This window comes from Streptomyces sp. NPDC048514, from assembly GCF_043199955.1.
Taxonomy (GTDB): Bacteria; Actinomycetota; Actinomycetes; order Streptomycetales; family Streptomycetaceae; genus Streptomyces.
The window spans coordinates 639,536-661,018 of sequence record NZ_JBICWT010000003.1; the positions used below are offsets into that span (position 1 = coordinate 639,536).

Annotated in this window: 17 protein-coding genes; 6 read left to right on the top strand and 11 right to left on the bottom strand. The window is 72.7% G+C overall.

Features of this window, described 5'->3' with window-relative positions; translation table 11 throughout:
- Positions 1–138 precede the first annotated feature (138 nt).
- The gene (locus ACGFT2_RS08695; protein ID WP_393274874.1) at positions 139–2,553 is read left to right on the top strand and encodes a polysaccharide lyase 8 family protein; all 2,415 of its coding nucleotides are present in this window, start codon (positions 139–141) and stop codon (positions 2,551–2,553) included.
- On the opposite strand, the gene ACGFT2_RS08700 is transcribed toward ACGFT2_RS08695, so the two are convergent.
- From ACGFT2_RS08700 to ACGFT2_RS08730, 7 genes are all read right to left on the bottom strand, one after another.
- Positions 2,540–3,382 carry a hypothetical protein gene (locus tag ACGFT2_RS08700; RefSeq protein WP_393274875.1) on the bottom strand — a complete coding sequence of 281 codons (843 nt, stop codon included), beginning with the start codon at positions 3,380–3,382 and terminating at the stop codon, positions 2,540–2,542. The two genes, ACGFT2_RS08695 and ACGFT2_RS08700, sit on opposite strands and share 14 nt — an antisense overlap.
- A gap of 124 nt (positions 3,383–3,506) precedes the next feature.
- Positions 3,507–4,973, bottom strand: a complete 1,467-nt coding sequence (locus ACGFT2_RS08705) for an HAD-IA family hydrolase (RefSeq protein ID WP_393274877.1) — start codon at positions 4,971–4,973, stop codon at positions 3,507–3,509.
- 39 nt (positions 4,974–5,012) lie between these two features.
- On the bottom strand, positions 5,013–5,999 hold the full coding sequence (locus tag ACGFT2_RS08710) for a hydroxyacid dehydrogenase (protein ID WP_393274962.1): 987 nt from the start codon (positions 5,997–5,999) through the stop codon (positions 5,013–5,015).
- Positions 6,000–6,046: 47 nt separating this feature from the next.
- The gene (locus ACGFT2_RS08715) at positions 6,047–6,973 is read right to left on the bottom strand and encodes a carbohydrate ABC transporter permease (RefSeq protein WP_393274879.1); all 927 of its coding nucleotides are present in this window, start codon (positions 6,971–6,973) and stop codon (positions 6,047–6,049) included.
- Complete coding sequence (locus tag ACGFT2_RS08720; RefSeq protein WP_393274881.1) at positions 6,970–7,983, bottom strand: ABC transporter permease subunit; 1,014 nt, start codon at positions 7,981–7,983, stop codon at positions 6,970–6,972. Before ACGFT2_RS08720 ends, ACGFT2_RS08715 begins: the two co-directional genes overlap by 4 nt.
- A 409-nt stretch (positions 7,984–8,392) precedes the next feature.
- Entirely contained in the window at positions 8,393–9,709 is a 1,317-nt protein-coding gene (locus ACGFT2_RS08725) for an ABC transporter substrate-binding protein (RefSeq protein WP_393274883.1), read from the bottom strand.
- Between the two features lie 146 nt (positions 9,710–9,855).
- Positions 9,856–10,950 (bottom strand): substrate-binding domain-containing protein, encoded by a 1,095-nt coding sequence (locus tag ACGFT2_RS08730; RefSeq protein ID WP_393274886.1) that lies wholly within the window; start codon positions 10,948–10,950, stop codon positions 9,856–9,858.
- 188 nt (positions 10,951–11,138) lie between these two features.
- On the opposite strand from ACGFT2_RS08730, the gene ACGFT2_RS08735 reads away from it, so the two are divergent.
- From ACGFT2_RS08735 to ACGFT2_RS08745, 3 genes are all read left to right on the top strand, one after another.
- Positions 11,139–11,885: a TetR family transcriptional regulator gene (locus tag ACGFT2_RS08735; RefSeq protein WP_393274888.1), complete on the top strand. Its 747-nt coding sequence runs from the start codon at positions 11,139–11,141 to the stop codon at positions 11,883–11,885.
- Positions 11,886–12,045: 160 nt separating this feature from the next.
- A complete protein-coding gene (locus ACGFT2_RS08740; protein WP_393274890.1) occupies positions 12,046–12,462 on the top strand; it encodes a Zn-ribbon domain-containing OB-fold protein in 417 nt (138 codons plus the stop codon).
- A 322-nt stretch (positions 12,463–12,784) separates the two neighbouring features.
- A complete protein-coding gene (locus ACGFT2_RS08745) occupies positions 12,785–15,538 on the top strand; it encodes an alpha/beta hydrolase family protein (protein ID WP_393274892.1) in 2,754 nt (917 codons plus the stop codon).
- 21 nt (positions 15,539–15,559) lie between these two features.
- Here the strand turns inward: ACGFT2_RS08745 and ACGFT2_RS08750 are convergent, their stop codons facing one another.
- On the bottom strand, positions 15,560–15,946 hold the full coding sequence (locus tag ACGFT2_RS08750) for a PPOX class F420-dependent oxidoreductase (RefSeq protein ID WP_393274894.1): 387 nt from the start codon (positions 15,944–15,946) through the stop codon (positions 15,560–15,562).
- A 26-nt stretch (positions 15,947–15,972) separates the two neighbouring features.
- Positions 15,973–17,151: a MalY/PatB family protein gene (locus ACGFT2_RS08755; RefSeq protein WP_393274896.1), complete on the bottom strand. Its 1,179-nt coding sequence runs from the start codon at positions 17,149–17,151 to the stop codon at positions 15,973–15,975.
- A 270-nt stretch (positions 17,152–17,421) separates the two neighbouring features.
- Here ACGFT2_RS08755 and ACGFT2_RS08760 point away from each other — a divergent pair, with 270 nt between their 5' ends.
- Together ACGFT2_RS08760 and ACGFT2_RS08765 are read left to right on the top strand one after the other, a co-directional pair.
- Entirely contained in the window at positions 17,422–18,252 is an 831-nt protein-coding gene (locus ACGFT2_RS08760) for an SAM-dependent methyltransferase (RefSeq protein ID WP_393274964.1), read from the top strand.
- 307 nt (positions 18,253–18,559) lie between these two features.
- Positions 18,560–19,936 carry a S1 family peptidase gene (locus tag ACGFT2_RS08765; protein WP_393274898.1) on the top strand — a complete coding sequence of 459 codons (1,377 nt, stop codon included), beginning with the start codon at positions 18,560–18,562 and terminating at the stop codon, positions 19,934–19,936.
- A 141-nt stretch (positions 19,937–20,077) separates the two neighbouring features.
- On the opposite strand, the gene ACGFT2_RS08770 is transcribed toward ACGFT2_RS08765, so the two are convergent.
- Positions 20,078–20,269, bottom strand: a complete 192-nt coding sequence (locus ACGFT2_RS08770) for a hypothetical protein (RefSeq protein WP_353602310.1) — start codon at positions 20,267–20,269, stop codon at positions 20,078–20,080.
- 352 nt (positions 20,270–20,621) lie between these two features.
- Positions 20,622–21,317, bottom strand: a complete 696-nt coding sequence (locus tag ACGFT2_RS08775) for a L,D-transpeptidase family protein (protein ID WP_393274900.1) — start codon at positions 21,315–21,317, stop codon at positions 20,622–20,624.
- Between the last annotated feature and the right edge of the window lie 166 nt (positions 21,318–21,483).

The window sequence follows — 21,483 nt, forward strand, 5'->3', positions numbered from 1 at the left end:
CCCCCGCCCTCAGATACGCCCCCCGCGACCACCCCGTTCAGTGACCCCCCGCCCCCGCTCGGGAGGCATTCGATCGAAATGGTCAACACGGAAAGATGTATTGAGCGTTTATCCAACCGCATGCTAGAAAGCGCCGTCATGACGACTTCTTGGTCACGTCGCGGATTTCTGGCCGCCTGCTCGGGCACCGCCGTCGCCGTGGGACTCGGCACCCGGGAGTCCGCGGCATCGGACGAGTTCCCGGCACTCCGGGCGAAGTGGCGCACCCTGATCCTCGGCGAGGGCTTCGGCCCCACGACCGAACCGTTCAAGTCCCGGCTGGCCGGTCTGGGGGGCACGGCGACCCGGTACCTCAGCGCCATGGCCCCGGCCTCCGGCTCCCTGTGGCCCGACCTGGTCTACACGGATCCCGGCCCGGGCACCGACCAGGAGTCGTACGTCCGTTCGGGCAATCTGAACACCAGTTATCTGCGTCTGAGCACGCTCGCGCAGGCCTTCTGCCAGCCGGGCACCGGATTCACCGGGGACAGGGCGCTGCGGGACGCGGTCGTCACCGGCCTGGACCACCTCCACGACGACGTCTACAACGCGGACCAGGTCCGCTACGGCAACTGGTACAGCTGGCAGATCGGCGCCCCGCAGGCGCTGCTGGACGTGTGCGTGCTGATGTACGACGCCCTGTCCGCCGGGCAGCTCGCCGGTCATCTCGCCGCGGTGGACCACTTCGTGCCCGACTCGGCGGTGGCGAGCTACTCGGGGACGAGTACCGGCGCCAACCGGGTCGACCTCTGCCGGGTGCTCGCGCTGCGCGGAGTCGTCGGGAGCAGCCCGGCCAAGGTGGCGCTGGCCCGGGACGCCCTCTCCCCCGTCTTCCCGTACGTCACCTCGGGCGACGGGCTGTACGCCGACGGCTCGTTCATCCAGCACACGTCGGTGCCGTACACCGGCTCGTACGGCTCGGTGCTGCTCGGCGGGCTGGGTCTGCTCTTCGCGCTGCTGGCCGGTTCCAGCTGGGAGGTGACGGACGCCGGCCGGCAGATCGTGTTCGACGCGGTGGAGCACGCGTGGGCGCCGTTCCTCTACAACGGCCTGGTGATGGACGGCGTGTCGGGCCGGGCGATCAGCCGGGGACTCACGACGGACGCCGGGACGATCCAGCAGGACGACCATCTGCGCGGGCATGCCATCCTCGCCTCGATCGTGCTGCTCGGGCAGGGTGCGAGCGAGGCGGAGAACGCCCGCTGGCGCGCCCTGGTCAAGGGGTGGACGGAGCGCGACTACTACAGCCCGCCGCTCGCCGACCCGGTACTGGCCCTGCCGCAACTGGCCCGGCTGCAGGGCGTCCACGACGACGCCTCGGTCACCGCGGCCCCCGAGCCCGGCGGGCACCGGTTGTTCCCGTGCATGGCGCGCGCCACGCACCGCCGGCCCGGCTGGGCCGCCTCGCTCTCCATGGCGGACCGCAGGAGCACCTACTACGAGACCGGAAACGGCGAGAACCTGCGCGGCTGGCACACCGGTGCGGGGATGCTCTACTGGTGGGGCGACACCTTCGCCAACGGCCAGTACAGCGACGCGTTCTGGCCCACCGTGGACCCCTACCGGCTGCCCGGCACGACCGTCTCGCGCAAGGTGCTGGCCGACGCCGCCGGCGGTGACTGGGGAGCGGCGAAGCCGGACGTGAACTGGGTGGGCGGGGCGACGGACGGGCGGCGGGCCGCCGTCGGGCAGTACCTCAAGGGTCTGCAGTCGACGCTCGTGGCGAAGAAGTCCTGGTTCTTCCTCGACGACACGATCGTGTGCCTCGGCGCCGGCATCTCCTGCACCGACGGCACCGCCGTGGAGACGACCGTCGAGAACCGGAACCTCGGCCCCACCGGGAACTCGCCGCTCCTCGTGGACGGCAGGGTGCAGCCCGTCGGCCGGCCCTGGTCGGCGACGCTCGGCGGGGCGCGGTGGGCGCACATCGGCGGTCACGGCGGTTACGTCTTCCCGGGCGGCGCGACGCTTCGGGCGCTGCGCGAGGCCCGCGACGGCAGCTGGAGCACCATCAACAAGAGCGGCTCGACGGAGGTCCTGAACCGCAAGTACCTGACGCTGTACGTCGATCACGGCACCGATCCGGTGAACGCGTCGTACGCCTACCAGCTCCTGCCGGGCGCGAACACCGCTCACACGCTGGCGCGCGCCACCGACACCGGCTGGCTGGCCGTGCTCGCCAACAGCGACCGGCAGCAGGGGGTCGCGGTGCCCTCGCTCGGCTTCACCGGCGTCAACTTCTGGTTCGGCGGAACGGTCGGAACGCTCACCGCGAGCGATCCGTGCTGCGTGATGATCAGTGAGGGGGACGACGGTACCGCTGTGATCGCGGTGAGCGATCCGATGCGGATGCGGACCGGGCTCACGCTGACCTGGCGGCGGGCGGTCGCGGCGGTGACGTCCGCACCGGCCACGCTCGCCTCGTCGGACACCGGTTCCTCGCTGACGCTGGTGTTCGGGGATTTGACCGGGACGGCGGGGGCCACCCAGCCGATCGCCGTCAGGCTGCGCTGAGGGGGGAGCGTACGAACCGGCTCAGGGAGGCCGTGAACGCGGTGCCGAAGGCGTCCCTGGCCTCCTCCGGGAGCGCCTGGAGGGACAGGTAGGGGTTCAGGTCCTCCAGTTCGACCAGCAGCAGGCCCCCGTCCGGGGCGCGGCAGGCGTCGACGCGCTGGATGCCGTGTCCGAGGTCGTTCCAGTCGATGAACCGCCGGGCGAACTCCAGATCGGCGGCGGTCGCCGCATAGGGCCGCAGTTCCCAGCGGCGCCGTGGATCGGGGGCGTAGAGGGCGTACTGGAAGTCGTCGTCCACGAAGTAGAAGGACACCTCGTAGGCGAAGTCGACGCGGGGCTGGATCAGGACGTCGCCGGTCGCGAGCGGGGCGACCTGGCCGGCGGGGACGATCCGCATGCCGAGCGAGTCCGCGCCGAGCCTGGGCTTGACCACGTAGCGCTCGGCGGACGGCAGCCGGTGCAGGTCCTCGGCGCGGCCGACGGTCGGTATGACGGGGAAGCCGGCGGCGCTCAGCTCGAGCAGATACCCCTTGCCGGCCATGTCCGCCTTGCCGGTGAGCGGGTTGTACACCAGGGCGCCGGTGGCCAGCGCCTTGGCGCGGAAGTCCGCGTACTCCCGCGGGTAGCCGAGCACGGGGCCGCTGTTGCGGACGACCACGGCGTCGAAGGCGTCCATCAGCGCGGCCGCGTCCCGCGGATGGCACAGGGCCAGGTCGAAGTGGGAGCGCAGCCGGGACGCGAGGTGGATGTCCTCGTCGCAGTAGCGGCGCCCGCGGGCCTGGTACGCCAGGTCCGTGACGTAGAGCAGGCGGGGGCGGGCGGCGGGCATGCGGCAGCTCCTCGGCGGACCGGTGTCGGCGTGGGTGAGGAAAGGTTACGTCGCAGGGTGCGGGCCGTTCGGACCGCCCCCGGGGCCGGCCGTGGCCGCCCGCCCGCGCACCGCGGCCGCGGGGCTAGAGGCCGGCCGCCCACAGGTCTTCGACGGTCAGGTCCGGCAGACCGTGGCGGACGGTGCGGCGGGCGGCCGGGCCGATCGGCGCGTACGACGGCACGGCGAGGACCCGGCAGCCCGCCGCCTCGGCCGCGGCCACGCCGGTGGGCGAGTCCTCCACGGCGAGGCAGGCCGCGGGATCGGCGCCGAGGGCCCGGGCCGCGGCCAGGTAGGGATCGGCGGCGGGTTTGGTCCGGCGGGTCTCGCCCGCGGCCACGGTGGTGCCGAAGGCGGGGGCGCCCTGCGCCGCGAGCGTCTTCAGCACGGCGTCCACGACCGGCCGTGCGGACGCGGACACCAGGGCGGTGGCAAGGCCGGCTTCCCCCAGCAGGTCGAGGAGTTCCAGCGCGCCGGGCAGCGGGCCGGCCTCCCGCCGGACGGCGTCGAGGAACCGGGACTCCAGCTCCGCGGCGAGGGCTCCGGGGCCGGTGCCGGTGAGCGGGTGCAGGAAGGCGGCGGTGTCGGCGGTGGAGCGGCCGAGCACCGAAGCAAGGTCGTCCGTCCCGATCGCGGGGGCCGTCTCGCGGACGGTGCGCAGCCACAGGGACTCGGTGTCGACGAGGGTGCCGTCCATGTCGAGCAGGACGGCGTCCGGCCGGGCGGCGAACGGGCGGCCGTCCAGGGTCCAGTGCCGGTCCGGGTGCCGGCCGAGCGCGGCGTACACCTGGGCGGCGACGTCGGCGTGCCGGACCCGCGCCGGGGCGGGTCCGATGCCGGGGCCCGCGGCGGCCAGCCATGCGGTGCGCTCGGCCGCGGAACGGCCGCCGTGGCCGCCCGCGTCGGTGTGCCCGTGGTCGGTGACGACGAGGTACGTCCACTCCTCGCCGGTGAAGGACGGCCGGGAGCGTACGGCGGCGAGCAGCCGGCCGAGGCGGGCGTCGGCGCGCCGCACCGCGTCCTCGTAGGCCTCCGCGCAGCCGTGGAAGTGGGCGGTCTCGTCGGGTGCGCCGAGGTAGACGAAGGACGCCTCGGCGTCGTCCTCGGCGAGGACGCGCGCGGCGGCCTCGGTGATCCGTTCGTCGCACTCCTCCCAGGCCTCGGGGGTGTCGGCGCGCGGGGCGATGTACACCGTGCCGGACGGGGCCCGGAACAGGGGGCCGCCGTCGCGGGCCTGCATCAGAGGTCGCCAGCCGGCGGCGACGAAGGTGCGGCGGTGGTCGTGGTGGTCGAGACGGGTGGCGAAGTCGGGGAAGACGTCGAGACGGTGACCGGAGAAGTCGTTGCTCCACACCCCGTGCTTGGCGACCTCCACTCCGGTGACGACGGTCGCCCAGCACGGTCCGGACATGGTGGGGGTGCTCTCGTCGACCTCGACGGGGGTGAGGAATCCGCCGGCCGCGAGGGCGTCGAGGTGCGGGGTGGTCAGGCGGCGCAGGGTGTCGAGGCGTACGCCGTCGACGCCGACGACGAGGACGCGGCGGGCGGGCATGAAGATCCCTTCGCTGGACGGGGTCGGTGCGGCGGCGGGTCAGGCGGAGCGCGTGAGCTCCTCGGGCCCGACCGCGTGGGCGAAGGGCAGTCCGCGGGCGTAGCGGGCGACCTCGTCGACGGCCCAGTCGGTCATGCGGCCCAGTTCGTTGCCGAGGGAGCCCGCGATGTGCGGGGTGAGCAGCACGTTCGGCAGGGTGTAGAGGGGTGAGCCGGCGGGGGGTACGTCGGGGTCGGTGACGTCGAGGACGGCGTTCAGACGGCCGGTGAGCAGGTGCCGGGTGAGGGCGTCGGTGTCCACCAGGGAGCCGCGGGCGGTGTTGACGAGTGTCGCCCCGTCCTTGAGGAGGGCGATTCTGCGGCCGTCGAACATGTGCCGGGTCTCGGGGAGTTGGGGTGCGTGGATGGTCACCACGTCGCTGCGTGCGGCGAGTTCGTCCAGGGTGACGGGTTCGGCACCGAGTGCGCGGGCTTCGGCGGGGTCGACGTAGGGGTCGTGCAGGAGGACGTCCAGGTCGAAGGGGCGCAGCAGGTCCAGGACCCGGCGGCCGACGCGGGAGGCGCCGACGACCCCGACGGTGCGCCGGTAGTTGCCGTGGCCGCCGTAGTACGGCAGGAGAGCGGGCCGGCAGCGGGTGCGGGCGTAGACGCGGGCGATGTCGAAGACCCGCTTTCCGGCGAACAGGACGGCGGCGAGGGTGAATTCGGCGACCGGGACGGCATTGGCCTCGGCCGCGGAGGAGACGCAGATGCCGCGCTTCCAGACGGCGTCGGTGGTGTGGTGCTTGACGGAGCCGGCGGCGTGGACGACGGCCCGGAGCCGGGGCATGCGGTGCAGGGCGTCCTCGCCCAGTGGGGGCGCGCCCCAGTGGGTGAAGAGGACTTCGGCGTGCGCGAGGCGGACGGCAGCCGCGGGGTCGGCACCGGTGATCGTCGTGACCGGGCAGGCCGTGTCGACCCGGGCGACGGTGTGCAGCCGGTCGAGGTGGCCGTCGGCGAGCAGGGCCCGGTGGATGTCGGCACCCATGGCGAGGACGGTCCGCGGACGGGGTGGGGTGGGGGTCACGGTCACCTTCACTTCACCGCGCCCGCGGTCAGGCCGGAGCGCCAGAAGCGCTGCAGGCAGACGAAGGCGGCGATCAGCGGGAGGACGGCCACGAGCGAGCCGGTGATCACGAGCGCGTAGTACTCGGGCTGCTGCTGGGTGACGCTGTTCCACATGAACAGCCCCAGGTTGACCGGGTAGAGGTGGTCGTCGTTGAGCATGACGAGCGCGCCGAAGAAATTGTTCCAGCTGGCGGTGAAGGAGAACAGGAAGATGGTCATGAAGCCGGGCGCGAGCAGGGGCAGCCCGATGCGGGTGAAGGTGCGCAGTTCGCCGGCGCCGTCGATGCGGGCGGCCTCCAGGACCTCGCCGGGCACATGGCCTTCGGAGAAGACCCGGGCCAGGTAGACGCCGAACGGGTTGACCAGGGCGGGCAGCAACAGCGCCCAGTAGGTGTTGACGATGCCGGCCTCGGTGGCGAGCAGGTACATGGGCAGCTGGATGACGGTGCTGGGGACGAGGACGCCGCCGAGAACGAGCCCGAAGAGTCTCTCCTTGCCCTTGAAGTCGTACTTGTCGAAGGCGTATCCGGTGGCGACGCAGATGAGACTGGAGACGGCGGAGCCGACGACGGAGTACAGCATGCTGTTGCCGAACCAGCGCAGGTAGATGCCGTCGTCGAAGGTGAACAGGTGCCGCAGGTTGGCCCACAGGTTGAGGTCGCCCAGGGCGAAGCCGGAGGTGGCGAAGAGGTCGCGGTGGTTCTTGGTGGCGGCGATGAGCAGCCAGCTGACGGGCAGCAGGGTGTAGCAGGCGGCGAGGACGAGCAGTCCGTTGACGACGCCCTTGGCCAGCAGGGCGCTCGCCGGGGCGCGGCCGCGGCCGGCGGGGCGGGAGCGGGGGCCGGTGGCGGGCTCCCGGCCGGGTGCGGAGGTGCCGTGGGTGAGGGTGGTCATGCCGCCGCCTTCCAGCGGTTGCCGAGTCGGGTGACGACGAAGGAGAGCACGATGCCGAGTGCGGCGAGCAGCAGGGAGGCCGCGGCCGCGAGACCGTAGTCGTGGCGCACGAATCCCGCCTTCCAGATGAACAGGGTGGGCGACCACTCGGTGTCGATCGAGGGCGCTCCGCGCTGGCCCAGCAGCTTCGGTTCGGTGAAGATCTGGATCGCGCCGACGCAGGTGAACAGGACGGTCATGACGATCGCCGAGGCGATCATCGGGATCTTGATCTGCAGCGCGGTGCGCAGTCCACCGGCGCCGTCCACGACGGCCGCTTCGATCACTTCCCGCGGTACGGCCTGGAGGGCGGCGTAGAAGATGACCGTGTTGTAGCCGGTCCACTGCCAGGCGGACAGGTTGACCATCGAGAGCAGCACGTGGTCGTCGGCGTAGAAGTCCCAGTGGCCACCGGCCGCTTGGATCCAGTCGAGCACGGGGCTCAGGCCCGGCGTGTAGAGGTAGATCCAGATGATCGAGGCGATCAGGCCGGGGATCGCGTGGGGCAGGAACAGGGCCAGCTGGAAGAAGCGTCGGGCGCGGGCGAGGGCGGAGTCGACGAGCAGCGCGAGGGCGAGCGAGCCGCCGGTCAGTACGGGGATGTACAGGACGCAGTAGAGCGCGATGTGCGTGAACGAGGCGCGGAATCCGGCGTCGGAGAGGGCGGCGGTGTAGTTGCCGAGTCCGGCGAACACGCGCCGGGTGCCGCCGAAGCCGAGTCCGGAGGAACGTTCCCGGAAGAGGCTCATCCAGAGCGCGTAGCCAATCGGCGCGACCATGACGGCGGCGAACAGCACGAAGAACGGGGTGATGAGCAGGGCTGCGGTACGGCGCTGGCTGCGCCTGAGCCGCCCGGCGCCGGTCGGCCCGGCCGAGGACGGCCCGGCCGAGGACGGGCCGGCCGAGGACGGGCCGGCCGGGCGCCGCTCTGCGGCCGGCGGTCCTGCGGTTCGGGCCGGGGGTGCTGCCACGGCGGCTCCTTCGGGGTCGGGGCGGATGGGGAGAGGGGCGCTAGGGAGGAGAGGGGGCCCGGGAGGCGCGGGCACGGTCAGGCACCGGGCCGTGGTCCCGCGCGGGTGCGGTCGGGAGCCGGCCTGTGGTGCCGCGCGGGTGCGGCCGGGGACCGAGCCGTCGTGCGCCGTGAATGCGGTCGGGCGCCGCCTCCGTCTCCGTACCGCGCGGGTGCGGTCAGGAGGGGTCCGGGGCGAGGGCGGCGGGGGTGCGGCGAGGGGCCGTTCGGGGTGAGGGCCGCGGGGGTGCGGTCAGGAGGGGTCCGGGGCGAGGGCCGCGGGGGTGCGGTCAGGGGCCGTTCGGTGCGGGTGCCGCGTTCCCCCTCGGCGTGCCGCACCCGCACCGCTCCCCTCCTGAGCCCCGTGGGGGTCACTCGGCGAGCTTCAGGCCCCGGTCGGTGATGCCGGACTCGGCCTTCCGCTCGCCCGCCTCGATTCCCGCGGTGAAGCCCGACTTGGCGGTGGCGTCCTGGATGGCGGTGTAGACGTCCATCTGGTCGGGTCCCCAGGTCCAGCCGGGGACGATGGTGTCGGCCTGCTGCGAGGCGAGCCCGTACACGTCCTGCCCGGCGAAGTAGGAGGTGTCGAACGCGGCCGCGGCGACCTCGCGCATGTCCGGGTCGGCGGGCAGGGCGCTGCTCGGCGACTCGAGGTCGGCGAGCCGGGCCTTGACACCCGCCTTGTTCGTGGTGAGCCAGGTGATGAACTCGGCCGCGGCTCTGACGTGTTCACTGCCCTTGAGGACGCCGTAGGAGGTGCCGCCGTAGTTGCCGGCGGCGGGGGTGCCCCAGTCGGGCATGGGCGCGGCGGCCCACTTGCCCTTGAGGTCGGGCAGGGCGGTCTTCATGCCGCCGGCGGACCAGGAGGCGCCGAGGAAGGACAGCGTCCTGCCCTGGGCGCGGGCCTTGGTCTCCTCCGGGCTGTAGCTGGTGAAGGTCTGCACGAGGCCGTCCTCGACCAGTCGGTCCCAGTAGGCGGTGACCTTCCTGGTGGCGGCGTCGTTCACGCCGGTCTTCCAGGCGTCGCCCTCGGTGCCGAACCATCTGCCGCCCGCCTGCCAGGCGAGCGCGGCCAGCAGGGCGGGGTCGTTCTTCGGGACGGAGGCCAGGCGGACGTTCTTGTCCCGGTGCTTGACCTTCTCGGCGGCCTTCTCGAAGTCGTCCCAGGTTCGGGGGACGGTGATGCCGTACTTCTTGAACAGGTCGGTGCGGTAGTAGAGCAGTTGGGGTGCCACGTCGTAGGGGACGGTCCAGGTGCGGCCGCCGAAGGTGACCAGGGACCGGACCGGCTTGGGGAACTCGGACCTGACCGTTTCACCGGCGTACTCGGTCAGGTCGACCAGATTGCCCTGGCTGGCGAACTCGGGGACCATCTGGTACTCGATCGTGGCCACGTCGGGTGCGTTGCCCGCCTTCACGGCGTTGGCCAGCTTGCCGTAGCCCTCGGTGCCGCTCGGGATCTCGGTGAACCTCACCTTGACGTCCTTGTGCGTCTTGTTGAAGGCGTCCACGGTCGACTTGGCGCCGAGGGTCCAGGTCCAGTACTCGATGGTCACCGGCTTGCCGTCGGAGGCGGCGTCCGACGAACCGTCACCGTCCCCGCCGCCGCAGGCGGTGGCGAGCAGCCCCAGCGCGGCGACGGCCGCGGTGGCGGTGAGTGCGCGGAACGAGCGTGGCGTACGCGTCATGGCACGGCTCCTGTGAGACCTCGTACGGGAAGAGGCGGTCGCAGGACATCCTTTGTGCGCGCACGATCAACGTCAAGAGCGTTCGACCAAGATAATCAAAATGATCGCTAGACGATCGTTTCGCTGAGCGCCCGCCCCTGGATCGGTCAGGAGGCCTCGGTGGCGGTCCGGCCGCCGCAGGAGGAACGGATCCGCAACTCCGGGAGCAGGTCGAGGTGTTGCCGGGGTCCCGGGCGCCGCCCGGCCGTCTTCTCGGCGAGACGCTGCAGCACGAGCCCGGCCGCCAGTTCGCCGACCGAGTGCGTGGGCGGGGCGACGGCGGTCAGGGGCACGTCCGCGAGAGCGGCGACCTGGTCGTCGTAGGCGATGAGCGCGAGGTCGCCGGGCACACGCAGACCGTGCGCCCGGAGCCGGGGCACGAGCACGATGGCGTCCTCGTCACTGTGCACGAGGGCGGCGGTGACGCCGCGTTCACGGACGGCCCGGACGAGGTAGTCGACGCCGGCGTCGTAGTCGCCGTGCTCCCGCACGCTGGGGGCTCCCTGGTCCACGTCGACGCCCCGGGCGCGCACGGCGGCCTGGAAACCGGCGCTGATCCGGGCGGCGTGCGGGCCCTCCTGGAGGAGGGCGGTGATCCGGCGGTGGCCGAGGGCGGCCAGGTGCCCCACGGCGAGGACCGCGCCGTGGGCCCGGTCGGTGCGGACCCGGTCCAGGTCGGCGGCCGGGTTGCCGGGCGGCGCCGAACGCTCCACCAGGACGGTGGGCACCGGGCACTCCACGAGCCACTTCTCCTGCCCGGCCTCGGGCACGCCGCCGAACCAGCTGGGCGCCACCAGCAGCCCCTGGGCGCCACCGGCCACCAGGTGCCGCGCCTGCACGGAGTCCTCGGTGTCGACATAGCCGGTGACGCCGAGGACGAGGCGGCCGCCCTGGGCACCGACGGCTTCGCGGGCGCCGCGCACGATGTCGGCGAAGATGCTGACCGTCGTCGGCACGATCATTCCGATCACGGCTCCCCCGGCGGACGGCGGACGCCGCTCGGGGGCGGCGGCGTCGCCCGGCCAGACCACCGCTCCGTGCAGCCGCTGCACCCGGCCCTGGGCCGCGAGCGCCTCCACGTCGCGCCTCAAGGTCACCGCGGAGACACCGAGTTCGGCCGCCAGCTCGGCCACGCGGATGCTGCCCCGCTCGCGGACGAGTTCGAGCACCCGCTCGTGGCGCTGGTCGACGTGCAGTCGCATGGGGCTCCCCCTGGCACAGTGATCCCGAGTCGCTCACTCTACGCCCCACAATCATGTCGATCGATTCCAATCAATTCGATCGCTCCGGTGTTCGGACGAACCCCCCTGACAGCACTAAGTTCCCCCATAAAGGCGTCCGCACTGCACTGAGTGCCAGCAAACGCCCCGTAGGTGCTACGTTCCCGTCCATGAGCTCCAGCAGCGCGGCGCCGGCCGCGAAGCCGCCGATGCGGGACGCCCTGGTCGCGGCGGCCTTCCGGCTCTTCCTGGACCGCGGGTACGAGCAGACCACGGTGGACGACATCGTCGCGCTGGCCGGGGTCGGCCGGCGTTCGTTCTTCCGCTACTTCCCCTCCAAGGAGGACGTGGTCTTCCCCGACCACGAGCGCTGCCTGGCCGACATGACCGCGTTCCTCGCGGCGGGCGACGAGGAGCACGAGCCGGTGCGACGGGTGTGCGACGCGGCCCGGATGGTGCTGGGGATGTACGCGGAGAATCCGGCCTTCTCGGTGCAGCGCTACCGGCTCACCAGGAAGGTGCCGGGCCTGCGCGCCTACGAGCTGTCGGTGGTGTGGCGCTACGAGCGCGCCCTCGCCGAGTATCTGCGCGGGCGGTTCGCCGGGCGGCCCGACGGGACGCTGCGGGCGGACGTGATCGCGGCCGCGGTCGTCGCCGCGCACAACAACGCCCTGCGCTCCTGGCTGCGGTCGGACGGGACGGGGGACGCGGGCGCGGCGGTGGACCACGCGCTGGGGTGCGTGCAGCGGGCGTTCGGGCACGCGGCGGACGCTTCCGCCGAGGCCGTGCCCGGCGGACCGGTGCCGGCCGGCGAACGGACCGCGCATCCGGACGACGTGGTGGTGCTCGTCTCCCGCCGCGACTCCCCCGTGTGGCGCGTGGTGCAGGAGTGGGAATCGGCGCTCGGCCGCCCCTGACGTGCGGCTCCCCGCGAAATTAGGGGTACGGAGTGCCTTTACGAGTGACACTCAGTGCCATACGCTGTGCGGCGTGCACGGTGGCACGGCTGCCGGGCACGCGTGTGTCCGGTTCGCGCCGGGCACGCGGGTTTCCGGCCGAGCGCAGGGAGTTGACCACGTGTACCACCACTCAGCAAGCGTCTCGTATCCGGCGGCCGGTTCCGCGACGGGTGTCCTCGACCCCGCCGCCGCGGACTCCAGGGACGCCATCCTCTTCCAGCGCTGCACCTGGTGCGCCACCGCGATGTACCACCGGCTGCTGTGTCCGGTGTGCCAGGGCAGTGACCTGCGCACGGAGCGCAGCGAGGGGATGGGCACGGTCCGCCACTCCACCGTGGTGCACCGCAACACACCGGCGGCGCGCAATGTTTCGCTCGTGGAGATGGCCGAGGGCTTCGTCGTCCGCGGCCGGGTCATGGGCCCCCCGATCGGCATCCACAGCGGCGACCGGGTCCGGCTGTCGACCGCGAAGGACCCGGTGCGCGGCGAGCCGGTCTTCCAGCTGACGGACGAACCGTTCCGGGCCTGGACCTGAGGACGGAGTCCGCCTGACGGCCGCGTGCGGCAGGGCGGACCACACGGACCACGCGGAGCGTACGGCGCCGACGCCCTTACGCCGGCGAGGCGGACGGCCCCACTGCCGGCGAGGCGGACGCCCACACCGCCGGTGAGGCGGACGCCCGCACCGCGGTCGAGGCGGCGCGGAACCGCATACGTCAGGTGGCCTGTCGGGCCCGGCGCGGGTGTGATCCATCACTTCTGCCGCACAGGCAACCCACAGTCTCCACTCTCCATCCTCCGGCGCGAGGGGCTCCCGGTACGGACGGGACGCCCGTGCTCCGTTTCGAGGAGGATCAGTGGTCCGTGCCCGGTTCGCAGGAGTGACCGCCGTCGCGTTGCTCGCGGTGGCGGGAGCAACCCCGGGAGCGGCAGTCGCCGCGCAGGATCGACCACCCGCACACGCAAGGACGTCGACGGATCCGGACGGAGGGGCGCTGCCACCCGGGTGGCGGATCACCGACGGGCGTTCGGCACCGCAGCTGGAATGGCGGTCGCGCCGGCCGGTGCCGATGGGCGACGCCCGTGTCGAATTCCGCTCCGGTGGACGCCTGTTGGGCCTGCCGAAGCCGGGTGCCGACGGGCACACCCTCCGGCTTCCGCTCGACGCGCTGCGAACGGCGGGGTGGAGTGGTCTGCAGGTCTGGTCCGGAGGGCGCCGTCTGGACGCGCCGGACGCCTCCGGGGCCGCGCCTGCGGTCCGGCCGCCCGCCCCGCTGCCCGCGAACGCCGTCGATCCGGGCAAGCCCGGTTCGTACCGCACCAGGACGGGCGAGTATCACCTGAAGTCGGTTCGGCTGCCTGGCTTCCCGGCGCCGGTGGAGATGGGCGCGGTGGTCGTCGCCCCGGTCGGCGCGTCCGGGAGGCGTCCGCTCGCGCTGTTCCTGCACGGCCGCCACTACACCTGCTACAAGGGTGACGGCATCACCGGCGACTGGCCCTGTAAGGGCGGCACGAAGCCGGTGCCGAGCCACCGCGGCTATCTGAGCGACCAGAAACTGCTGGCCTCGCAGGGCTACGTGACCGTGTCGATCTCCGCGAACGGCGTCAACGGCCAGGACGGGGCCGCCGAGGACGGCGGCGCGCAGGCCCGCTCCTCGCTGGTGCGGCTGCACCTGGCCCGGTGGGCCGACTGGGCCGCACACCCCGAGAAGGCGCCGGCGGTCGTACGGCAGGCGCCCCGCGCCGATCTGTCCCGGGTGCTGCTGGTGGGTCACTCGCGCGGTGGCGAGGGCGTGAACCGGGCCGCGCTGGACAGCCTCTACCCGCCGCCCGCCGGCCAGGACGGCTACCAAGGACCGGTCCGCTGGCACATCCGCGGCACGGTCCTGATCGGCCCCACCGTCTTCGGCCAGAACCCGGTGCCCGACGTGCCGTCCGTGACGATCCTGCCGGGCTGCGACGGTGACGTCTCGGATCTGCAGGGCGAGGTGTACGTCGACGGCACGCGCGCGGTCGGCAACGGCACCGCGCTGCACAGCGCCGTGTACGTCGTCGGCGCGAACCACAACTACTTCAACTCCGAGTGGACTCCAGGCCGGTCGGCGGCGCCCTCCGAGGACGACTTCTTCGGCGACGGCGACCCCGTGTGCGGCAAGCGTGCCGCGACCCGGCTGACGGCCGGCCAGCAGCACCGGGCGGGCTCCACCTACATAGCCGCCGCGGCGCGGCTGTTCCTGGCCGGCGACGACCGGGTGCGGCCGCTGCTGGACGGATCCGGGAAGCGGGCGCCGTCGGCGGACCCGGCCCGGGTGCTCAGTCACGCGGTGGGTGCGCGCCGGGGTGCCGGTTTCCTGCCGGACGGCGGGGTGTCGGTTGCCGGCGGCAGGCTGTGCGACGCGGTGGACCCGAGCCCGGCCAAGGCGTGCCTGGGCGACGGGGCCAAGGGTTCCTCGCCGCATTTCGCGCAGTGGGAGACCGGCCGGGAGGCCGGCCGGCATGCGATCGCGCTGCGCTGGACCCGCGCCGGCGGGCCGGTGCGGGTGAGCGCCCGAAAGCCGCTGTCGCTGTCCGGTGCCACGTCGCTGGCGCTGCGGCTGTTCGTGCCGCCGAACTCCCGGGGCACCCAGCTGGACGTGTCCCTGACCGACGCGGCCGGCCGGAAGGCGACGCTCGGCCGGGTGCGTGCCGACGGCCTGCCGGGAAGTGAGCGGACCGCCTCCTACTGGGCCCGCGAGATCCGGGTGCCGCTGACCGCGGCCACCCGCGCGGGACTCGACCTGAAGTCGGTCAAGTCCCTTGTGCTCACTCCGCGTTCGGGCGCCGGCAAGGCCTGGCTGATGGACGCCTGGGGCTGGCGGGCGGGCACCCCTGCGGTGCGTACGGGCGCGGTGCCGCGCGTGGACGTGGGCCGCGCCACCGTGGACGAGGGCGATTCGGGCGTGCGCACCCATCACGTTCCGGTCCGGGTGACGGGCCGGGGCAGCGGTCAGGTCCGGGTGTACGTACTCGACCCGGCGACCGGCCGGGCCGCGGACCGGCTGGTCACGGTGCGTGCGGGCGGTCACGGCATCGACGTGCCGGTCACGGTGAAGGGCAATACGCGGTACGGCGCCGACGTGTCGTACGACGTTCTGGTCAAGGCGGTCCACGGCGCGGTCGTGGGCTCCTACCGGGGCGGGATCACCGTCCGCAACGACGATCCGGCGCCCAGGATGACCGTCTCCCCGGTCGCCGGCCGGGTGCCGGAGGGGAAGCCGCTGAAGTGGCGGGTGTCGCTGTCCGAGGCGGTCGACGTCGACATGTCCACGATGTTCGCGGTCGCGCCGGCCGGCGCGAAGGAGCTGTCCACCAAGGACGTGCCGGCGAACTGGCTGCGGGACACCGCCGGGGCGAAGGCGGACCCGGAGCGCCGGCTGTCCGAGGTGGACGGCCTCTACCTGTGGGTGAACGTGCCACCGGGGCAGACCGGTGCCGACATCACCGTGCCCACGGTGAAGGACCGGGTGACCGAGCCGGCGGAGTCGGTCCGGTTCCGGCAGCTCGACCCCGAGACCGGTGAGCCGCAGTCGGGCGGCCTGGTGCTGACCGGGACGGTGGTGGACGCGTCGTAGGGCGTGCTCCCCGGGTGGCCCTCAGTTCGTGAGGGTCACCCGGATGCCGACCGTGCCGTCCAGGCCGCGGCGCAGCCGGCTGCCCAGCAGGGTGAGGCGGCCCACGAGGCCGTACTTGCGGGCGATGAGGTCGCGGTAGCGGGCGGTCGTGACCGCGTCGGTGATCCGGGCGGTGGCCGGCACCTGGTCGCCGGTCGGGTTGCCGCGCAGGTCGCAGGGGCCGACGAGGACGTCGGAGCGGCGCCGGATCCGCTTGACCTTGTAGCTGTCGGCGGTCGTCCAGACCCCGAGGGCGTCCCCGTCGCGGACCACCCACACGGGGGTGGCGACCGAGGTGCCGTTCCTGCGATAGCTGGTCACCAGCAGGTACTTGCCGGAGCCGAGCCGGTCCAACGCGGTGTCGTCCATGACCGGCAGTCTAGGAGGCCGCCGGATCAGCGCAGTGCGGCTGCCATGCGCCGTACGCCCTCGGTGAGGATCTCGGGGGACGTCGCGAGGTTCAGCCGTACGTGCCCCGCGCCGCCGGTGCCGAAGGGCAGGCCGGAGCTGAGGGCGACCCGGCCGCGGTCGAGGAGGATACGGGCGGGGTCGTCGCCGAGGCCGAGGGCCCGGCAGTCGAGCCAGGCGAGGTAGGTGGCCTCGCCCGGGTGGAGGCGGACGGCCGGCAGGTGCTCGGCGAGCAGGCCGGCGAGCAGCCGGCGGTTGGCCTGGATTCCGGGCAGCAGCGCGTCGAGCCAGCCGGTGGCGTGGCGCAGCGCCGCGGTGTGCGCGATGACGCCCAGGTGGCTGGCTCCGTGGCCGACCTCTTCGGGGAGGCGGTCGAGGTCGGCTTCGGCGCCGGGCCCGGCGATGACGAGGGCGGCCTTGATCCCGGCCAGGTTCCAGCCCTTGCTGGCGGACATCAGGGACAGGCCGCGTTCGGCGCCCGGCACGCTCAGGTACGGCACGAAGGCGGCGCCGGGGGCGACGACCGGGGCGTGGATCTCGTCCGCGACGACCCGGACGCCGTACCGTTCGGCGAGACCGGCGATGGTGGCCAGTTCGGTGGCGGTGTGCAGGGTGCCGGTGGGGTTGTGCGGGCTGCACAGCAGGTAGGCGGCGCGCCCGCCGCCCGCCGTCACCCGCTTGAAGGTTTCTTCCAGCGAGGCCGGGTCGATGCGCATACCGGCATCGAGCGGGTCCTCGACCACCCGGCGGTCCATGTGGGTGATGAACTGGTAGAACGGCGGATACACAGGTGAGTTGACGACGACCGGATCGCCGGGCCCGGTGACGAGTCCGAGCATCTCGACCGCTCCGAGCATCACGTCCGGCACGATCGCGGTGCGCTCGGCGGCGATCCCGGGCCAGTCCCAGCGGGCGGCGGCGAACGCGGCGAGTGCCTCGGCGTAGCCGGTGCCGGCGGGGTAGCCGGTGTCGCCGAGGGCGAGCGCGTCGGTGACGGCGCGGACGACGGGTTCGGCGAGCGGCACGTCCATCTCGGCCACCCACAGCGGCAGTACGTCCTCGGGGTGGGTGCGCCATTTCATGCTCGTACGGCGTCGCAGCCGTGTCAGGTCGAGGGCACGCAGCGGGTCCGGTTCGCCGGGGTTCTCGTGCGGGATGCTGGTCATGGCCTCAAGATAGGCGGCTGCCGTGCGGCCGGAAACACGGACACGAAGGACGCACCGGGCCGGGCGGGCGATGCCGGGGGGAGGCCGGTCCGGTCCCGCGGACCACGGCAGGGTTCGGGCGCCTTCGGGCCGGCCCCCCGGGAGCCCGCGGACAGCGTGGGCGTCGGGGCGGCACCGGAAATCCCCGGTCGGGCGGCAGAGATCAACTCGGACGTCTAGATTGCACCTTGAACGGTGAATCCGCCCACTGGCATCCAGGAGCTGACCCACGTGACCGACAACCCGGCAGCCACCAACGACGTGGCCGTCTCGCTGCGCGCGCGCATCAACACCGGGCAGCCGCACACCGCCCGGATCTGGAACTACTGGCTCGGCGGCAAGGACAACTACGAGGTCGACCGTGCGGCCGGTGACCAGATCCGCCAACTGCACCCGGGCATCGGCGAGTACGCGCGAGCCGACCGGCTGTTCCTCGGCCGCGCCGTGCGGCACCTGGCCGGCGAGGTGGGCATCCGGCAGTTCCTGGACATCGGCACCGGGCTGCCCACCGCCGACAACACGCACGAGGTCGCGCAGCGGGTCGCGCCGGATTCGCGGATCGTGTACGTCGACAACGATCCGCTCGTCCTCGCCCACGCCCGGGCCCTGCTGACCAGCACGCCCGAGGGCCGTACCGACTATCTGGACGAGGACCTGCGCAACGTCGACGCGATCCTCGAACACGCGGCGGGGTCCCTGGACTTCGCCCAGCCGGTGGCGCTGATACTGCTCGGCGTGGTCATCTTCATCGGCGACGAGGAGGACCCGTACGCCCTGGTGCGGCAGTTGATGGACCGGCTTCCCCCGGGCAGCCACCTGGTGCTGTCGCACACCGTCACCAGCCCGTCGATGCCGGACGTGGACGAGGCGGTGAAGTTCTGGAACGAGCACGGCACCCCGAAGCTGACCCAGCGGACTCCCGAGGACGTGGTCCGGTTCTTCGACGGTCTGGAGCTGCTGGAGCCGGGTGTGGTGTCCTGCTCCCGCTGGCGCCCGGAGCACGCTCACGGGGCCGCGCCGGAGGAGGTCGCCATGTTCGGCGGGGTGGCCCGCAAGAACTGAGCGCCGCGCAGGGCCGTCACCGGGTCACCGGGTCACCGGGTCACCGGGTCACCGGGTCACCGGGTCACCGGTGATGGTGATGGTGAGGTACCGGGCTGGTGAGGTGCGGTGCCGGTGAGGCTAGGTGCCGATGCCGGTGACGGTGACGGTGACGGTGACGGTGACGGTGACGCCCCGAGAGGATCGGCGTCTTGGGTGAACGCCGTGGCCGTGGCCTGCGTATGGAGGATCGGGCCCTCGACCACCCGGGGGCCCGGCGATGCCGAGGCGGGCATCGCGCATCCGGGTTCGGCTTCGGGAGCCATGCATGCGGCACGCACGACGACGGGTCGTCCGGCGAGTGACACGGCTGGCGGCGGTCGGCGGACTCCTCCTGGGAGGGGCGATGGTCACCCAGGCGGCCATGGCGAGCGAGACACCAGGGGCCGCGGCCAGACCGCTCAGCTCGGCCGGCGATGCCGGGGACACCGGCGCCGCACTGGTGGCGCGGCTGGGCACCGCTCGGACGGCGGGCAGCTGGATCGGCGCCGACGGGCGGCCGGTCGTCGCGGTCACCGACGACGCGGCGGCCCGGACGGTCCGGCGGGCGGGGGCCGAGGCGAAGGTCGTCTCCCACAGCATGAACGAACTGAAGTCGGCCACCGCGACGCTGCGTTCGGCGCCGCGCGTGGCGGGCACGGCCTGGGCGGTGGACTACCGCACCAACCGGGTCACCGTGCGGGCCGACAGCACGGTGTCCGCCGGTGACTGGTCACGCATGACCCGAGTGGCGGCGCGCATCGGCGCTTTCGTGCAGATGGAGCGCATGAAGGGCACCTTCACCACACGGCTGAACGGTGCCCAGCCGATCCTGTCGACCGGTGGCCGCTGCTCGGCCGGGTTCAACGTCACCAACGGGCAGAGCGACTTCATCCTCACCGCCGGCCACTGCGGTCCCGCCGGGTCCACCTGGTTCGCCGACAACCAGGGCGACCGGCAGCTCGGCAACACGGTCAACAGCGCCTTCCCCGGAAACGACTTCTCCCTCGTCCAGTACGCCTCCGGGAAGGCCGGCGCGGGGGCCGACGTGGTAGCGGTCGGCGGCGGCAAGGGTGTGCGCATCACCGGGGCCGCCGATCCCACGGTGGGGCAGCGGGTGTTCCGCAGCGGCAGCACCAGCGGGCTGCGCGACGGCCAGGTCACGGCGCTGAACGCGACCGTCAACTATCCGGAGGGCGCGGTCACCGGGCTCATCGAGACCAATGTCTGCGCCGAGCCGGGCGACAGCGGCGGTCCGTTGTTCTCCGAGGGCATCGCGCTGGGCATCACCTCGGGCGGCAACGGTGACTGCACGACGGGCGGCACGACCTTCTTCCAGCCGGTGACCAAGGCGATGTCGGCCCTCGGGGTCCGGCTGATCGCGTCGGCGCAGAACGCGGGCGGCGCCCAGGGCTCCCCCGCACCGCCGGCGTCCGGGGCGCAGGGCGCGATGGCCCCCAGCGCGGCCTCACCCGGCTCCTCGGCGCCGGTCACGGGCGCGTCGGAGGCCGGCACCCTGCTGGCGCGGCTGACGGACACCCGGAACGTGGGCCCGGGCCTGCTGGTGATCGCGGGAAGTCTGATCGCTCTGGTCGCGACCCGGTACATCCGGGCAGAGCAGGACCGCAAGGCCTATCAGCGGTACTACTCGGCGACGTGGGGCTGACCGGCCGGCTCCGGCTCTGTGAGCCGGGGGTCGGGCCGGAGGTGACGGGGGCCGGGTCGGGGCCGGCCGGAGGTGTACGAGAAGGGCACCCGTTCGCTCACGGGTGCCCGGGACGGTCAGGCGCGCTGCGCGCCGGGTGGTTCAGGCCGCCCGGTGCGGCTGCGACTGCGGGGCCGCTGCGGCCCACTCCAGCACGAGGCGCTGGTACTCCTCGCGCTGCTCGGTCGTCAGTGTCCCGCCCGACCGGAGCCACAGGGCCCGGATCTCCTCGTTGACCTCCGCGGCCGATCGCTCGGAGACGGCTTCAACAGTGGTGGACATGCTGTGAAGCATATGCCGAGCGACGTGAAGGCGCCGTGAGCAAGCACCCTCGATACGGACATTTCGGACCGTGTTACTCATCACGTCAATGAGGCGAGCGCCAGCGGGAGTTCACTCCTCCGCAGGGCCCGGCGCCGGCGACCGGAGCGGTGACACGGCGGTTCCGGCCGGTCTCGCGGTCCGTGTTCCATGCCACACCCGTGGGGACCGGGCCCCCTCCAGGCGCGCGGGATCCTCGGCGGTGTCGCGAAGCCGGTGATCCGGGTCACGCCTTCACCCTGCCGGACGTCGTCGCGTACGCGTCGGTACGGCAGGGTGAGGGCGGCCACCCCGGGTGCCGGGGAACGCACCCGGCATGCGGGGCTCAGGTGCCCGGCTTGCGGCCGTAGACGAAGACGTCGTCGCCGTTCTTCAGCAGTGACCAGTACTTCTTCGCGTCCTTGCCGGTCATGTTGACGCAGCCGTGCGAGCCCGGCGGGTTCCACATGCTCAGGCCCACCGAGTGGAAGGCCTGGCCGCCGTCGAAGAACTGGCTGTAGGGCATCGACACGTCGTAGAGGTTCGAGACGTGGTCGATGTCCCGCCAGTAGATCTTCTTCAGGCCGGTGCGGGTCTCGTAGCCGTCCCGCCCGGTACGCACCGGTACGGGCCCGTAGACGAGCTTCTTGCCGTCCTGGATCCAGCTCAGCTGGAGCGTGAGGTTCACGCAGGCGATCCGGCCCTTGTTCACCGGGCACTTGCCGTCCTTGTTCGGCTTGTTCCCGACGGCCTTCTGCTTGTTGATGAGATCCATCACACCCCAGGTGACGGGTCCCGCGTACCCGATGTCGGGCGTGATGCCGTGCTTGCGCTGGAAGGCCTGGGTCGCCTTGCAGTCGGCGGCGGACTGCTTGCCGTCGACCGGGCGGCCGAGGAACTTCTCCACCTGCTTCTGGTACGGCCCCTTCTGCGTGGTGCAGCTCGCCGCCTGCGCCGGTGCCGCGGTGAGGGCGAGCGCGAGCGGCGCCACCAGTCCCGTGACGCCGAGTGCGACAACACCTCGTCTGCGTATGTCCCCCATGCTGGACACTTCTCCTTCTGCCCTTTCCCAGGGCCTCCCCCGGGTGTTTCCCTGCGCGATTCCCGCGGTTCCGCACTGCTAGACCTGTCCGGGGGCGGCAGGGTTGCCGTTCCGGTCAGGCTGTGACGAAACGGTTAACTTCGCGCACGGCACGACCGAGGCCGAC

Bases quoted from the DNA above. Each gene is read 5' to 3' on its own strand.
- ACGFT2_RS08775 (WP_393274900.1), bottom strand. From the start codon at position 21,317: ATGGGGGACATACGCAGACGAGGTGTTGTCGCACTCGGCGTCACGGGA.
- ACGFT2_RS08695 (WP_393274874.1), top strand. From the start codon at position 139: ATGACGACTTCTTGGTCACGTCGCGGATTTCTGGCCGCCTGCTCGGGC.
- ACGFT2_RS08765 (WP_393274898.1), top strand. From the start codon at position 18,560: ATGCGGCACGCACGACGACGGGTCGTCCGGCGAGTGACACGGCTGGCG.
- ACGFT2_RS08700 (WP_393274875.1), bottom strand. From the start codon at position 3,382: ATGCCCGCCGCCCGCCCCCGCCTGCTCTACGTCACGGACCTGGCGTAC.
- ACGFT2_RS08735 (WP_393274888.1), top strand. From the start codon at position 11,139: ATGAGCTCCAGCAGCGCGGCGCCGGCCGCGAAGCCGCCGATGCGGGAC.
- ACGFT2_RS08770 (WP_353602310.1), bottom strand. From the start codon at position 20,269: ATGCTTCACAGCATGTCCACCACTGTTGAAGCCGTCTCCGAGCGATCG.
- ACGFT2_RS08715 (WP_393274879.1), bottom strand. From the start codon at position 6,973: ATGACCACCCTCACCCACGGCACCTCCGCACCCGGCCGGGAGCCCGCC.
- ACGFT2_RS08750 (WP_393274894.1), bottom strand. From the start codon at position 15,946: ATGGACGACACCGCGTTGGACCGGCTCGGCTCCGGCAAGTACCTGCTG.
- ACGFT2_RS08710 (WP_393274962.1), bottom strand. From the start codon at position 5,999: ATGGGTGCCGACATCCACCGGGCCCTGCTCGCCGACGGCCACCTCGAC.
- ACGFT2_RS08705 (WP_393274877.1), bottom strand. From the start codon at position 4,973: ATGCCCGCCCGCCGCGTCCTCGTCGTCGGCGTCGACGGCGTACGCCTC.
- ACGFT2_RS08725 (WP_393274883.1), bottom strand. From the start codon at position 9,709: ATGACGCGTACGCCACGCTCGTTCCGCGCACTCACCGCCACCGCGGCC.
- ACGFT2_RS08755 (WP_393274896.1), bottom strand. From the start codon at position 17,151: ATGACCAGCATCCCGCACGAGAACCCCGGCGAACCGGACCCGCTGCGT.
- ACGFT2_RS08730 (WP_393274886.1), bottom strand. From the start codon at position 10,950: ATGCGACTGCACGTCGACCAGCGCCACGAGCGGGTGCTCGAACTCGTC.